General features: G+C 52.3%; 11 protein-coding genes. 9 read left to right on the forward strand and 2 right to left on the reverse strand.

Going from position 1 to position 14,793, the window contains the following annotated elements; all coding sequences use genetic code 11:
- Positions 1–68: 68 nt before the first annotated feature.
- The 5 genes from CLFS41_RS01120 to mfd all read left to right on the forward strand — a co-directional run bounded on the left by CLFS41_RS01120 (position 69) and on the right by mfd (position 9,193).
- The gene (locus CLFS41_RS01120) at positions 69–1,196 is read left to right on the forward strand and encodes a sugar diacid recognition domain-containing protein (RefSeq protein WP_007865377.1); all 1,128 of its coding nucleotides are present in this window, start codon (positions 69–71) and stop codon (positions 1,194–1,196) included.
- Between the two features lie 259 nt (positions 1,197–1,455).
- Positions 1,456–2,736, forward strand: coding sequence for a nickel-dependent lactate racemase (gene larA, locus CLFS41_RS01125; RefSeq protein ID WP_045091178.1), 1,281 nt, complete (start codon positions 1,456–1,458; stop codon positions 2,734–2,736).
- A 26-nt stretch (positions 2,737–2,762) separates the two neighbouring features.
- Positions 2,763–4,766, forward strand: coding sequence for an alpha/beta hydrolase (locus CLFS41_RS01130; protein ID WP_007865380.1), 2,004 nt, complete (start codon positions 2,763–2,765; stop codon positions 4,764–4,766).
- Between the two features lie 284 nt (positions 4,767–5,050).
- Complete coding sequence (gene pth / locus CLFS41_RS01135) at positions 5,051–5,620, forward strand: aminoacyl-tRNA hydrolase (protein ID WP_347467276.1); 570 nt, start codon at positions 5,051–5,053, stop codon at positions 5,618–5,620.
- A gap of 18 nt (positions 5,621–5,638) precedes the next feature.
- Positions 5,639–9,193 (forward strand): transcription-repair coupling factor, encoded by a 3,555-nt coding sequence (gene mfd / locus CLFS41_RS01140; protein WP_045091179.1) that lies wholly within the window; start codon positions 5,639–5,641, stop codon positions 9,191–9,193.
- Here the strand turns inward: mfd and CLFS41_RS01145 are convergent.
- Together CLFS41_RS01145 and CLFS41_RS01150 are read right to left on the reverse strand one after the other, a co-directional pair.
- Positions 9,188–9,523: a DUF1622 domain-containing protein gene (locus tag CLFS41_RS01145; protein WP_007865390.1), complete on the reverse strand. Its 336-nt coding sequence runs from the start codon at positions 9,521–9,523 to the stop codon at positions 9,188–9,190. The two genes, mfd and CLFS41_RS01145, sit on opposite strands and share 6 nt — an antisense overlap.
- A 12-nt stretch (positions 9,524–9,535) precedes the next feature.
- On the reverse strand, positions 9,536–9,808 hold the full coding sequence (locus tag CLFS41_RS01150; protein WP_007865394.1) for a TM1266 family iron-only hydrogenase system putative regulator: 273 nt from the start codon (positions 9,806–9,808) through the stop codon (positions 9,536–9,538).
- Positions 9,809–10,186: 378 nt separating this feature from the next.
- Here CLFS41_RS01150 and CLFS41_RS01155 point away from each other — a divergent pair, with 378 nt between their 5' ends.
- The 4 genes from CLFS41_RS01155 to CLFS41_RS01170 are packed head-to-tail and all read left to right on the forward strand — an operon-like array spanning position 10,187 to position 14,774.
- Positions 10,187–10,966: a nitrogenase iron protein NifH gene (locus CLFS41_RS01155; protein WP_007865397.1), complete on the forward strand. Its 780-nt coding sequence runs from the start codon at positions 10,187–10,189 to the stop codon at positions 10,964–10,966.
- On the forward strand, positions 10,959–12,308 hold the full coding sequence (locus CLFS41_RS01160) for a nitrogenase component 1 (RefSeq protein ID WP_045091180.1): 1,350 nt from the start codon (positions 10,959–10,961) through the stop codon (positions 12,306–12,308). The genes CLFS41_RS01155 and CLFS41_RS01160 overlap by 8 nt, the downstream gene beginning before the upstream one ends.
- Positions 12,305–13,570 carry a nitrogenase component 1 gene (locus tag CLFS41_RS01165; protein ID WP_347467230.1) on the forward strand — a complete coding sequence of 422 codons (1,266 nt, stop codon included), beginning with the start codon at positions 12,305–12,307 and terminating at the stop codon, positions 13,568–13,570. Before CLFS41_RS01160 ends, CLFS41_RS01165 begins: the two co-directional genes overlap by 4 nt.
- Positions 13,571–13,610: 40 nt before the next feature.
- Positions 13,611–14,774, forward strand: coding sequence for an ABC transporter substrate-binding protein (locus CLFS41_RS01170; RefSeq protein WP_045091182.1), 1,164 nt, complete (start codon positions 13,611–13,613; stop codon positions 14,772–14,774).
- Positions 14,775–14,793: the final 19 nt, after the last annotated feature.

Below are 14,793 nucleotides of genomic sequence, written 5' to 3' on the forward strand. Positions count from 1 at the left end.
CCAAGGCGCATTGACGATGGGAATCCAGGATGATATGATGGAAGTATTCAGATTCAGGAGGAGAATACATGCAGATATCGTCCAGCTTAGGAACGAGCATTGTCACGGAAGTAAAGAAAATCATCCATGAAGATCTGACGTTCATGGATAAGAGCTGCCGTATTATTGCCTGTACGGATGAAAAACGGATAGGAGATTTCCATGAGGCCAGCAGGAAGATGCTGGATGAGGGCCTTAAGGAACTGACGGTGCCGGATGATGATACATATCAGGGAACCCGGTCCGGGATTAACCTGACGCTGGAGATTGAAGGGCAGGTCGTAGGGGTCGTGGGCATCACGGGAAACGAAGAAGAGGTCAGCCGCTACGGACAGGTTGTAAAGAAAATGACGGAAATCCTGCTGCTGGAAAGTTATTTGAAAGAAGAAAAAATGCGGATTCGCAGCGCCAGAAACCGCTTTTTGCAGGAATGGCTGATGACGGATGAGCTGAGGATGAACTCGGCCCTGGTGGATGAAGGTATCTCTCAGGGAATCGATGTGATGGTGGCCAGACGGGTTGCGGTGCTTGAGCATACCGGGAATTCCATCATGAGCCAGGAGGATGTGGAACGGATTGAACACAGGATCCGCCGCATCCTGAAAGAGGACATGCGCAATGTAAATGGCAGCAGCGGCGGAAGCTTTATCGTATTGATGAGCGAGCGCAGCGATGAGATGGCGGCGAAGCTGATTACCCAGATCCAGAAGGATATCCAGAAGGAATGCGGATATCAGCTGATTGCAGGCGTGGACAGCCGTACTGTAAGCGGCGGACAGCTTAAAGCCGGATATCTTCGGGCCATTAAGGCCCTGAACGGGGCCGCGGTGCGGGGAAACGGCGGGATTGCCTTTTACGACAGTATTTTATTGGAAATATTCATCAACGATATTGGACAGGCCACAAAGGAAGAGTTCATACAGCGGGTATTTAAGGGGTGTTCGGAAAAACGGATGAAGGAAGCTGTTCGTATTTTGAGGGTGCTCTATGAGTGCAACGGTTCCATCAACCAGGCTGCCGAGCAGCTGTACCTCCATAAGAATACGCTGCAGTATAAACTGAACCGGTTAAGGGAAAAAACGGGTTATGACCCGCGTAAATTAAGCTCGGCGCCTTATTACTATCTGGCGATCGCGTTTTATGAGAGCATGGAATGAAGGATATTTATAGAAAGAGGATTACTGCGGGCAGCGGTAGTCCTTTTTTGATAGATATTCGGACATATATGGAAATGGGTAATAATAGATAAGAATGTGTATGGAATAAAGTAAAAATAATACAAAACATACAAATGAGTTTGTTACACATACCATATTAATGCTATTAAATGTAGTTTCTATACCATATCGCCCATATTGGATTTATGATATAGTTAATTCATGAAACACACACAGAAACATCGATGAGGAGGGGGACATGGAGATAGAAATACCATATGGGAAATCTGTTCTATCAGCCGACATACCAGATGGAAGAATAGGAGCAGTGCTAACTAACCAGCTTCATGATTATGAGCCTCCCGCTCCGGCGGATGTACTGGTTGAGCAGGCGCTTGCATCGCCAATTGGAAGCCTTCCTTTATGTGAGCTGGCAAAAGGAAAGGAGAATGTGGTTATTCTGGCAAGTGACCATACCCGCCCTGTGCCCAGCAAGGCAATCATACCCGCCATGCTACAGGAAGTAAGACGGTTTAACCCACAGGTAAAGATTACAATCCTTATAGCAACCGGGTGTCACAGGGGATCAACCAGGGATGAACTTGTCCGTAAATTCGGCCGTGAGGTCTATGAACAGGAACATATAGTCATCCATGACTGTCTGAAGGATACCATGGTGGATTATGGAATCCTCCCATCGGGTGCGCCCCTATGTGTAAACCGGATTGGCGCCCAGGCTGACCTGCTGATAGCGGAAGGTTTTATTGAACCGCATTTTTTCGCCGGGTTCTCCGGGGGACGTAAAAGCGTGCTTCCAGGAATTTGCGCAGCCAGTACGGTTTATGCCAATCACAGTTCCGGCATGATTGACAGCCCATATGCCCACAGCGGCTGTCTCAAGGGGAACAGGATTCATGAGGACATGGTGGAAGGTGCGCGGCGTGTTGGATTGTGTTTTATCGTAAATGTGGTCTGTAATGGCAATAAGGAGACTGTGGCTGCCTTTGCAGGGAATTTTGAGCAGGCCCACCTTGCAGGCGTCAGTTTCCTTAATGAGCTGTGCAGGATGCAGGTGGACGAGGAAGCGGGGATTGTCATCACGGGCAACGGCGGTTTCCCGCTGGACCAGAATATCTACCAGGCAGTCAAGGGAATATCCACAGCAGATATCATCTGCCGCAGGGGCGGTGTGATCATCATGGCAGCCGCCAGTGTGGACGGTCATGGGGGGAATGAATTCTATCACACATTCGCATGCGGGAAAACAGCAGGGGAAATCCTGCAGGATATCCTCAGCGTACCCCAGGATAAAACCCGGCCGGACCAGTGGCAGTCCCAGATTCTTGCAAGGGCAATGGCAAGGCATCCGGTCATTCTCATAAGTACGCAGCCGCCTGAATTAGTTCAGAGGATGGGACTCATACCTGCTGACAATCTTTCTCAGGCCGTTGAAATAGCGGATGGGATCTTAGGCACCAAGGAAAAAATCGTGGTAATACCGGATGGGGTCGGATGCATTCCTGCCCTGAAGGAAACATAGTGTACGGCAGTTAAAGGAGGAAAAATATGAGGGAAAAGGCAAAATTATCAGTGAGGAGTAAGAAGTGGGCCCTCCGGTGGCTGAGTATTGGTATCATACTCATTTTAATCAGCTGCGTTGGAGCATCTGTTTTACAGACAAATTTCTATAAGACACAGGTATATACCTTTAAGGTGCCCACCAGCGGCGGAAAATACCTGTCCTGTAACATGTACCGGCCAAAGACAGCCAGTGCGGAAAATAAGGTCCCCCTGGTGATCGCCACAGCGGGAACCTATGCCAGTAAGGAGCAGATGGATATTCCGGGAATAGAACTTTCCAGGCGGGGGATTGCGGTTATTACCTTTGATCCCTACATGCACGGACTCTCCAGCGGCGGCACGGAACCCTATGACCAGTTTGCCTGGACTGACGCGGGTATGATTGCGCTGGTTGAGTTTGCAGCGGCCAATCTGGATTTTGTAGATACCGGGAGAATCGGCGTGACCGGCCATTCTCTGGGAGGACGTATTATTTCCAACACGCTGGCCCATTATGGCGTGGCCTACGAGAAGGCGCTGGCCCAGGCCCAGGAGCCGGATTCTGAAGGGGGGACGGAGATTACGGAAAAAGAGCAGGCATATGCCCGGTCCCAGAATAAGGTGATGGCGGCATTTGCCTCCGGTGTACAGACAAGCGAGATTTCCTTTGGCGTAAAGGACGATACCTTTGCAATTCATGGAATCAAAGGCGCGCCCGAAGATAAGGAGATGCCTCAGAGGGCTTACGCCAGCGTTGCTGTATATAATGGATTTAATGATGAGTTTGGCCGTGGGAATTATCAGGTGGACGGTGTGGCTTATGATTTAAGCGTGCATCCCGACATGATTTCCCTGGTGAACAGCGTGCTTGTGCCGGAGGATAAGGTGGATACCATAGAGATTGACCATTTTTATGGAAATGCGGGGGATCACACGCTGCGTGTGGTGTATAATCCGCCGGAAGTCCACGCTTATGAGCGCTTCTCCACCACGGAAGCCAGGGAAATATCGGATTTCTTTACAAAGGCCTTTGAAATGGAAAATCCCATTACGCCGGAGAATCAGTTATGGCTTTTGAAAGAATGCTTTAATTTCCTGGGCTTTATCGGAATGTTTCTGCTCCTTGTGCCTCTGGCTTCGCTGTTCATGCGCCTTCCGCTCTTTGCAGAGCTGGCAACGTCCGTACCGGAGAAGCTGCCCGCCCTTAAGTCCGGCCGCAGCAAGCTGATTTTCTGGGGAACCTGGCTGTTTTCAGCAGTGGCATCCTGGCAGTTTTTCCTTCCCGCCATCGGAATATCAACGGCCCTGTTCCAGGTGCAGTCAAAGCAAGGTACGCTGACCTGGCTTTTCCCGCAGAAGATGACAAACTTTGTATGGGTCTGGGCTATCTTTAATGCCATTGTAGGGCTTGCACTGTTCTGGCTCAGCTACCGTTTTAACGGCTCTAAAAACGGCGTTACCCCTAAAATGTGGGGGATTAAAACAAGCGGAAAAGAGCTGCTTAAGAGCCTTCTTCTTGCCTTCACCGTATGCGCCTGCTTTTTTAGTGTGGTTTTTCTCGCCAATTATTTCTTTGTGGCGGATTTCCGCATCTGGGTGCTTGCCATCAAGGTATTTAAGCCCATACATATCATTTATGCCGTAACCTATGCCGTTATGTTCTTCCCTTACTATTTTATGGTATCTGTATCAACCAACAGCTCACGGCGTGTGGAAGGGCAGAAGGAATGGGTGAATCTGCTGATTTGCGGAATCGGTAATATCCTGGGCCTTGCCCTGATGCAGTTTGTAATGTACAGTAACGTGTACGCCACGGGAATCAACCCTTATGGAACGGCCTGCTTAAACTGCATCCAGACCTACCAGCTTCTGGTACTTTTATTTATCGTCCCATACCTTTGCAGGTATCTGTTCAAGCTTACAGGAAAGGTGTGGCTGGGAGCCATGATAAGCTGCCTTACAGTGGTAACGATTAATGTTGCAAACTCCATGCTGCACATTCCGGCATAGAATGGAAATCATGCCAGGTCCCGGTAAGTCCCAATTATTATGAGTCTTTACAATTCATATAGAATCTGTTAGAATGAGAAAACAGCTAAAAAGCGTTAGATACCCCCCATCGGTGCGTATCTAACGCTTTAAGGCGTGTCGTCAGGACATGCCGCGGCACCGGTTTGATATCAGATGGATGAAACAGGACAGAGGGACGTAAAATGAGCGGAATATGGGACAGAATAAAGGGTATACTGGGATGGGGAAAAAGGGAACCGGATAAGAGGGAGGACGACAGGGTCATGTATATCATAGCGGGTTTGGGCAATCCCACAAGGGAATACGAGAAGACAAGGCATAATGTGGGATTTGAGGTCATTGATGTGCTGGCCGATATGCTGGGCACCACGGTTGAGGAGAAAAAGTTTAAGGGACTTTACGGCAGGGGGATCATAGGCGGTGAGAAGGTCCTGCTTTTAAAACCTCAGACCTTTATGAACCTGAGCGGCGAGAGCGTAAAGGCGGCTGCGGATTTCTATAAAGTGGACCATGAACATATTATTATCATATATGATGATATCAGCCTGGATGTGGGGCAGCTGCGGATCCGCAAAAAGGGCAGCGCGGGCGGCCATAATGGGATCAAGAACATCATCGCCCACCTGGGGACCCAGGAGTTTTCGCGGATCCGGGTGGGAGTAGGCGATAAACCTAAGAAGATGGACCTGGCGGATTATGTGCTGAGCCGTTTTTCCAAAGAGGACCGTGTGCTTATGGAGGATGCCTTTAAGGACGCGTCAAAGGCGGTAAACGTGATGATCACGGAGAGTGTGGACGCAGCCATGAATCAGTTTAACGGCCATAAGGCCTGATGTGAGGTAAAGGGTAAGATGGAAAATCCATTGTTGGAATTACAGGAATATGACAATCTGGTCCAGGCTCTGAAGAAGGAAAAGGGCCCTCTTCAGGTGACAGGGACCCTGGATTCCCAGAAGGTTCATCTGATGTATGAGCTGGGGGAGGAGACAGGGGTTCCCTGGAAACTGGTGGTGACCTATGACGATACCAGGGCCAAGGAAATATATGACGACTTCCGGAATTTTACAAAGCAGGTGTGGCTGTATCCGGCCAAGGACCTGCTGTTCTACAGCGCGGATATTCACGGGAACCTGATGACACGCCAGAGGATCGCGGTCCTTAAACACCTTATGGAGGAAAAAGGGGGTATTATCGTCACCACCATGGACGGCCTTATGGACCATCTGCTTCCGCTGCAGTTTCTAAAGGAGCAGGCCATTACGGTGGAAAGCGGACAGGTGATCGACCTGGACCTGTGGAGACAGCGGCTGACAGCCATGGGATATGAAAGGATGGCCCAGGTGGATGGCATGGGGCAGTTCTCCATCCGCGGAGGGATCATTGACATTTTCCCGCTGACAGAGGATGTGCCCTTTCGTATTGAACTATGGGATGACGAGGTGGATTCCATCCGGACCTTTGACCTGGAGAGCCAGCGCTCCGTGGAGCAGCTGGATGAAGTGACCATTTATCCGGCAGCGGAGGTGGTGCTGGATAAAACACAGCTGGATGCCGGGATCGCACGCCTTAGAAAGGAAGAAAAGACCTATGAGAAGGCGCTGAGGGACCAGCACAAGCCGGAGGAAGCCCATCGGATCCACTCCATCATAGAGGAACTGTCGGACGGACTGGAGGAAGGCTGGAAAATAGGCGGGCTGGACGCATATATACGGTATTTCTGTCCTGATACAGTCTCCTTCCTGGAGTATTTTCCCAGGGGAGAAAGCGTGGTTTACCTGGATGAACCGGCCAGGCTGCGGGAAAAGGGAGAGACCGTGGAACTGGAATTCAGGGAGAGCATGGTGCACCGCCTGGAGAAAGGATATCTCCTTCCGGGGCAGACAGAGCTGCTTTACCCCGTGGCAGAGGTACTGGCCAGGCTGCAGAAGCCGCATACGGTCATGCTTACAGGGCTGGACCAGAAGCTGCCCGGCATGAAGATAAACCATAAGTTCAGCATTGATGTGAAGAATGTTAATTCCTATCAGAACAGCTTTGAGATCCTGATCAAGGATCTGACCAGGTGGAAAAAGGAGGGCTACCGTGTAATCCTGCTCTCCGCTTCCAGAACAAGGGCCAGCAGGCTGGCCAGCGACCTGAGGGAGTATGATCTGCGGGCTTACTGCCCGGATGGAGGGGAGGATGCCGGTGACAGGGAACCGGCCGCCCATTCCAAGGTAAAACCGGGGGAGATCATGGTCACCTACGGCAGCCTTCACCGTGGCTTTGAATACCCGCTTCTCAAGTTTGTCTTTATCACGGAAGGCGATATGTTCGGCGCTGAAAAAAAGAAAAAGCGCAGGAAGAAAACCAACTACCAGGGAAAGGCGATCCAAAGCTTTTCGGAGCTGTCCGTGGGCGATTACGTGGTCCATGAGGAGCACGGGCTGGGTATTTATAAAGGCATTGAAAAGGTGGAGCGGGATAAGGTCATTAAGGACTATATCAAGATCGAGTATGGGGATGGAGGAAATCTCTACCTGCCCGCCACCCGGCTGGAGAGTATCCAGAAATATGCAGGAGCGGACGCCAAGAAACCAAAGCTTAACAAGCTGGGAGGTTCGGAGTGGAACAAGACCAAGACCAGGGTCAAGGGGGCGGTTCAGGAGATTGCCAGGGATCTTGTAAAGCTCTATGCAGCCCGCCAGGAAAAGAACGGGTTCCAGTACGGACGCGATACGGTGTGGCAGAATGAGTTTGAGGAGCTGTTTCCCTATGATGAGACAGATGACCAGATGGATGCCATTGATGCGGTGAAGGCAGATATGGAGAGCCGCAGGATCATGGACCGGCTGATCTGCGGAGATGTGGGCTACGGCAAGACGGAGGTGGCCCTGCGGGCAGCCTTTAAGGCGGTCCAGGACAGCAAGCAGGTGGTCTATCTGGTGCCCACCACCATTCTGGCCCAGCAGCACTATAACACGTTTGTACAGAGGATGAAGGATTTCCCGGTCCGTGTTGACATGCTCTCCCGGTTCTGCACCCCGGCCAGGCAGAAGAAGACCCTGGAGGACCTGCGAAAGGGGATGGTGGATATTGTGATCGGCACCCACCGTGTACTGTCAAAGGACCTGCAGTTTAAGGATCTGGGGCTTTTGATCATAGATGAGGAGCAGCGGTTCGGCGTTGCCCATAAGGAGAAGATCAAGCAGCTGAAGGAAAATGTGGATGTCCTCACCCTGACGGCAACACCCATTCCAAGAACCCTGCACATGAGCCTGGCTGGCATCCGGGATATGAGTGTTCTGGAGGAACCTCCGGTGGACCGGACCCCGATCCAGACCTATGTGATGGAATATAACGAGGAAATGGTCAGGGAAGCCATTAACAGGGAACTGGCAAGAAACGGACAGGTGTATTATGTATACAACCGGGTGACGGACATTGATGATGTGGCCGGCCGGATCCAGGCACTGGTGCCTGAGGCCGTGGTCACGTTTGCCCATGGACAGATGCGGGAGCATGAGCTGGAGCGGATCATGGCTGATTTCATTAATGGGGAGATCGATGTGCTGGTATCCACCACCATCATTGAAACGGGACTTGATATCCCCAATGCCAATACCATGATCATCCATGATGCGGACCGCATGGGCCTTTCCCAGCTGTACCAGTTAAGGGGACGTGTGGGCCGGTCCAACCGGACCTCCTATGCCTTTCTCATGTACAGACGGGATAAGCTTTTGCGGGAGGAGGCTGAGAAGCGGTTGCAGGCCATCAGGGAGTTTACGGAGCTGGGATCAGGCATCAAGATCGCCATGCGGGATCTGGAGATCCGCGGGGCGGGAAATGTCCTGGGAGCGGAGCAGCACGGCCATATGGAGGCAGTGGGATATGACCTGTACTGTAAAATGCTCAATGAGGCTGTTCTGGCCCTCAAGGGAGAAATGCCTGAGGAGGATTCCTACGAAACCGTGGTGGAATGCGATATCGATGCGTACATTCCAGCCGCTTATATTAAAAATGAATATCAGAAGCTGGATATTTATAAGAGGATTTCTGCCATCGAGACAGAGGAAGAATACATGGATATGCAGGATGAGCTGATGGACCGCTTTGGGGATATCCCCCGCAGTGTTGCCAATCTCCTGATGATCGCGGCTCTCAGGGCATTGGCCCATAAGGCTTATGTAACTGAGGTGATGGTCAACCGCCAGGAGGTAAGGCTTTTGATGTACCAGAAAGCCAGGATCCAGGTTGACAAGATCCCTGAACTGGTACAATCCTTTAAGGGCGATTTAAAGCTGGTTCCGGGTGAAGTACCCTCCTTCCACTATGTGGACAGAAGGAATAAGAACCAGGACAGCCTGGCCATGGTGGAAAAAGCAAAGGAGATATTAAAGGGGCTGTGCGGACTGAGGTTATAGGGAGAGGGAGTCATGTTCTGTCTTTTCTTCTTCCTTGATCTCCCAGTGGATCAGGAAGGTCAGCGCGGCACGCAGGGCAATGATGCCGGCCACGATCCCGATCTCCTTCCACTCGCGCACCACCACGGTACGCAGGATCTCACTTCCCATCTTAAACTCCAGACCCATGGCCAGGCCTTTGGCCAGGTATATCTTGGTGTCGGGGGAGTGGCGCAGGAATTTAGAAAAGCCTGTAAGTCCGGAATAGATGATAATGCCCACGCCGATAAATTCAAATATGAGGATTGCTATGTTTGCTATCAGGGACAGCAGCGCTTCCATATGCTCCATTGTTCTGCCTTTCTATAGGTCGGTCCGGGGCTGGTGGTCTGCCACCGGTACCTGGATGGATTTTACCTTTACCCCGTCCACTTTGCCCAGATCTCCGGCAAATGAACTGATCTGGTTCTGGGTCCCATGCATTACGATGCTGATAACAGACACGCCGTATTCCCGGCAGGGAACGCCCAGGCGGGCAATGATCATGCTGGACTGGAGATGGAGTTTCTCGTTAACCATTGCCACAGATTCCGGATTGCTGATGATACAGCTTATGACAGCCAGACGGTCTTCCATAGAGTATGTCCTCCCTTTTGTGTTTTTAATCTGGGGTTACGTACACAGGGGGCCTTTGTGCCCTTGTACACTGATGGTATGATATCATGGGAATTGCGGTAAAGTAAAGACGTGAATTGTTAATTTTTAATTTAAGCTTGCTTTTTTCCATTGTCAGGAATATGATGGTAAATAATCGAATAAGACCTTTCTCTGATGCGAAGTAACCCTGAGATAAAGAGAGAGCGGAGCCTTCTGGCCATGTGCGCGTATATTTATGCGGTGACGCGCGGATTGGACCGGTTGTATTTTAGTTATTCTATCCTCTCTCTGTTTTCAGAGAGAGGATTTTTTGTTCCTATCAGCCCAACCTATTAAAATGTAAAGGGGAAAATGACTATGTTGAAAATAGCGGTTTACGGAAAAGGCGGGATCGGAAAATCCACCATCTCGTCCAATCTGTCGGTAGCTCTGGCAAAACGGGGATTTAAGGTAATGCAGATCGGATGCGACCCCAAGGCGGATTCCACCATACAGCTTCACCATGGAAATGGAGTCGCCTCCATTCTGGATACCATCCGTGCAAAAGGAGATGAGGCCGGCCTGGAGGAGTTGGTCACAGAGGGAAGCGAAGGCGTGCTCTGCGCCGAGGCAGGGGGACCCACTCCCGGCATGGGATGCGCGGGGCGGGGGATCATCACGGCCTTTGAGGCCCTGGAGGCACGCCATGCATTTGACATCTACCAGCCGGATGTGGTGATCTATGACGTGCTGGGGGATGTGGTGTGCGGCGGTTTTGCAATGCCCATCCGTGAGGGATATGCGGATAAGGTGTTCATTGTCACATCCGGGGAGAACATGGCCGTCTATGCGGCCGCCAATATTGCCAGCGCGGTGAAATCCTTTGAAGCCAGGGGATATGCCAGCCTGGGCGGCATTATCCTCAACAGGCGCAATGTAAAAAGGGAACAGGAAAAGGTGGAGGAGCTGGCCCGCGACATGGGTACGGCCATCATCGCTTCCCTGGATTTCAGCCCGCTGGTTGGTGAGGCGGAGGAATTGGGACAGACCGTGATGGAGGCATTTCCGGACAGCGATGTTGCGGCAGGCTATCTAAAACTGTCGGATGCCGTGCTGGCGGCCTGCGGGGAAGATGAGGTGAAGGTGGCGTATGCTTAAGGATCTGCATGAGGTAAACAGCCGGGGAGCCGGCATTGAGATAGCGGATGTTTCCGGCCTGGCGCCCTTTACATACGGGCTGGAGTACAGCGCGCCGGCCAGAGGAGGATGGACCATTGTACATATCGGCATGCTGCTGCCCGAGAGCCACCAGGTCTTTGTCTGTGCCCAGAGCTGTCTCAGGGGAGTGGTCCTGTCAGCGGCGGAGTTAAATGATTCCCACCGGTTCTCCACCATATCAGTGGACGAGGACTCTGTGCTGGAAGGCGACTGCGAGGAGATCATCATCCGGGGGGTCACCCATATATTGGAGGAAATGCCTAAGCTGCCCAGAGCGCTTTTATTGTTCACCAGCTGCATCCATCATTTTCTGGGAACCGATATGAAGCTGGTGTTTGGGGAACTGGACAGACGGTTTCCGCAGGTGGGGTTTGTGCAGTGCTGGATGAACCCCATTATGAGAAAGACAAAGATGCCGCCGGACCCATTTATGAGAAAACAGCTGTATTCCCTGCTGGAACCCGCGGAAATTTCCAAAAAGCAGGTCAATATCATTGGCAATAACCTGGCAGTCAGGCGGAGCTCAGAGCTGTACCGGATATTGGAGGAAAACGGTTTTCTCCTAAAGGACATATGCACCTGCCGGGACTTTGAGGAATATAGGACCATGGCTGAAGGCTGCCTTAACATTGTCGTACATCCCCTGGGCCGTCCGGCTGCCCAGGAATTGGAGGAACGGCTGGGACAGAGGTGGGTGTATCTGCCAGTGAGTTATAACTGGGATGAGATCAGCGAGCGCTGGAAATGCCTGTCGGACCTTTTAAAACTGGACTCAAAAAAGGTATGGAGGGATATGGAAGCGGACAGACTGCAGCAGGCTGCGGAACATGCACTGCGCACCCTGGCCCAAACCCTGTCTGACTGGTCCGTGGTGATCGATTACACCATATCCTCCCGCCCCTTGGGAATGGCTAGGCTTTTGGTAATGTGCGGTTTTAAGGTGGAGCGGATTTATGCTGATACCATATCTTCGGAGGAGGCGGACGCACTGGAGTGGCTGAAGATCCATTGTCCGCGTATGCTGATCTGTCCCACGGTCTACCACAAGATGGCGGTCCTTCCCAGGACATTCTGCGGGGAAAAGTCCGGAAAGGTGCTGGCCATGGGACAGAAGGCCGCTTATTTTACAGGGACGGGGCATTTTGTGAACATGGTGGAGGACGGAGGCCTTTACGGCTACGGCGGGATCCTGGAGCTGGCAGGCCTTATGGAGGAAGCGGCCCGGGAAGAGAAAGACACGGAGAAACTGATACAGGTAAAGGGATGGGGGTGCTGCTGTTGAGAAGGACGAACCGCATTCTGCCGGTGTATTCGGCGGACATATCAGGGGTTTGCTCAGCCCTTTATGAACTTGGGGGAATGACCGTGATGCATGATGCATCGGGCTGCAACTCCACTTATACCACCCATGATGAACCCAGGTGGTATTCCATGGACAGCATGGTATATATATCCGCATTGTCGGAGCTGGAGGCTGTTATGGGGGATGACGGGAAAATGGTGCGGGATATTGTGGATGCGGCAAAGAACCTCCATCCCAGATTTATCTGCATGGGGGGAACGCCCATTCCCATGATGATGGGAACCGACTTTAAGGGAATCGCCAGGATGATCGAGAAGGAGACAAAAATCCCCACCTTTGGCATTGCCACCAATGGAATGCATTCCTATGTACAGGGAGCAGGGGAAGCGCTGAGGCAGATTGCGGTGCGCTTCTGCCCTTCCGGGGAGGAACTTTGGGGAATGGCCGGGGAAGGCGCACACGATGTTTTACACGGCGCGCCTGCCGGCTCACGCGGTACCAGGCTGCGCGTCAATCTGCTGGGGGCCACGCCATTGGATTTCTCCCTGACGGGAAATGTGGCCGGCATGAAAGCATTCCTTGCATCCCACGGAATGGAGACCTTAAGCTGCTGGGCCATGGAAAGCAGTCTGGATGAAATGCGCCTGGCCGGACTGGCAGATGTGAACCTGGTGGTATCCGCGGCCGGTATTCCACCGGCCATGGAGTTGGAACGAAAATACGGAACTCCCTATGTGGTGGGAACTCCGGTGGGAAGAAGGGCGGCCCTGCGCCTGGCCGGACTGCTGCGTCTTGGAGCCGGGACAGGGAAGAGCCAGAGCCTGTTTGCAGGAGGGAACGGGCACAGGGACCCGTCAGGCGGCCCATGGGGCGGCCCCGTGGATCTGGGGCTTACGGGACTTCCTGAGGACCTTTCCGGGGAACACATCCTGATCGTGGGGGAACAGGTGATTGCCGGCTCCCTGCGGTGCAGCCTGCGGGAGGATCTGGGAGCTGGGGATATTCATGTGCTGTGCCCCACGGAAGGCGGCGCGGACCTGGCTGAGCCGGGGGATATCCTGGTCTGGGACGAGGATGAGGCCATTGCGGCCATGGAAAAGAGTACAGTTGTCATTGCAGACCCTTTATACCGCCAGGTATGTCCCGGGGACGGACGGCAGGTCTTTGTGGACTTTCCCCATGAGGCGTGTTCAGGGCGCATGTACCATGACAGAATGAAGCCGTTTGTGTGCGGCGTTTAGAATTGTCCGGAAGTCCGGGCAAAGGAGAGGAAGAGAGATTATGAAAAAGTTAACAGCAGTAATATTAAGTCTATGCCTTGGGGTGGCAGGCCTGACAGGATGCCAGGCAGACGCCCGGGGGACGAATGTGCAGGCATCGGATCACCAGGAAGCGGAAACCGCGGACCAGTCAGAACCTAAGACCATCACCGACCACGCGGGCAACCAGGTGGAGATCCCGGCGCAGGTGAACCGTGTGGTGGTCACGGACATTCTTCCCCTGCCCTCCATCATCACCGTATTCCTGGGCTCGGGTGAAAAGATCGTGGGTATGAATCCGGCCAGTATGAGCGCTGCAAAAACCGGGCTTTTGGGAGAACTGTTTCCGGATATCCTGAATGCCAGCACGGACTTTATGAACGGCAGCGACATCAATATGGAGGAACTGATGAAGCTGGAGCCGGATGTGGTATTCTACAATGCAGGCAGCAAGGAGATGGGGGAGGCCCTGACTTCAGCCGGATTCGCAGCCGTAGCAGTGTCTGTGAACAAGTGGGATTATGACAGCATTGAGACATATGATCACTGGGTGGAACTTTTAAGCCAGATCTTCCCTGAAAAAGGAGACACCGCAGACAAAGTATCCCAGTACAGCCAGAAAGTCTATGAAGATATCCAGAAGCGGGTATCCGGCTTGAAGAAGGAGGAGCAAAAGAATATCCTGTTCCTGTTTAATTACAGTGACACCACCATGATCACCTCGGGCAAAAAGTTCTTTGGGCAGTTCTGGTGTGATGCCGTGGGCGGACGCAATGCGGCAGAGGGAGTGGCGGCAGAAAATTCCAATGCCGTCATCAATATGGAGCAGGTCTATGAGTGGAACCCGGATGTGATCTTTATCACCAATTTTACCCCGGTACAGCCTGAGGACCTGTTTGAAAATGCAGTGGGGCAGGACGATTGGAGCCCGGTAAAGGCAGTACAGGACGGGCATGTGTATAAGCTTCCTCTGGGCACTTACAGAAGCTATACGCCCAGCACGGATACGCCCATGACCCTTTTGTGGATGGCTAAACAGGTGTATCCGGACCTGTTTGAGGATGTGGACATCACCAAGGAGGTGAAGGACTACTATCAGGCCATGTACGGTGTCAAGCTGAGCGATGAACAGGTGGAGAGGATGTACCACCCGGGCCGTGACGCGGCAGCGGGCTATAAGAAATAAAAAGTAAGGATGGATTAAA

This window comes from Clostridium sp. FS41 (genome assembly GCF_000954015.1).
Taxonomy (GTDB): domain Bacteria; phylum Bacillota; class Clostridia; order Lachnospirales; family Lachnospiraceae; genus Enterocloster; species Enterocloster citroniae.

What these genes read in the sequence shown, in the direction of transcription:
- CLFS41_RS01150 (WP_007865394.1), bottom strand. Translation starts at nt 9,808, where the DNA reads ATGGAAGACCGTCTGGCTGTCATAAGCTGTATCATCAGCAATCCGGAA.
- pth (WP_347467276.1), top strand. Translation starts at nt 5,051, where the DNA reads ATGTATATCATAGCGGGTTTGGGCAATCCCACAAGGGAATACGAGAAG.
- CLFS41_RS01155 (WP_007865397.1), top strand. Translation starts at nt 10,187, where the DNA reads ATGTTGAAAATAGCGGTTTACGGAAAAGGCGGGATCGGAAAATCCACC.
- CLFS41_RS01160 (WP_045091180.1), top strand. Translation starts at nt 10,959, where the DNA reads ATGCTTAAGGATCTGCATGAGGTAAACAGCCGGGGAGCCGGCATTGAG.
- CLFS41_RS01130 (WP_007865380.1), top strand. Translation starts at nt 2,763, where the DNA reads ATGAGGGAAAAGGCAAAATTATCAGTGAGGAGTAAGAAGTGGGCCCTC.
- CLFS41_RS01120 (WP_007865377.1), top strand. Translation starts at nt 69, where the DNA reads ATGCAGATATCGTCCAGCTTAGGAACGAGCATTGTCACGGAAGTAAAG.
- larA (WP_045091178.1), top strand. Translation starts at nt 1,456, where the DNA reads ATGGAGATAGAAATACCATATGGGAAATCTGTTCTATCAGCCGACATA.
- CLFS41_RS01145 (WP_007865390.1), bottom strand. Translation starts at nt 9,523, where the DNA reads ATGGAGCATATGGAAGCGCTGCTGTCCCTGATAGCAAACATAGCAATC.
- CLFS41_RS01170 (WP_045091182.1), top strand. Translation starts at nt 13,611, where the DNA reads ATGAAAAAGTTAACAGCAGTAATATTAAGTCTATGCCTTGGGGTGGCA.
- mfd (WP_045091179.1), top strand. Translation starts at nt 5,639, where the DNA reads ATGGAAAATCCATTGTTGGAATTACAGGAATATGACAATCTGGTCCAG.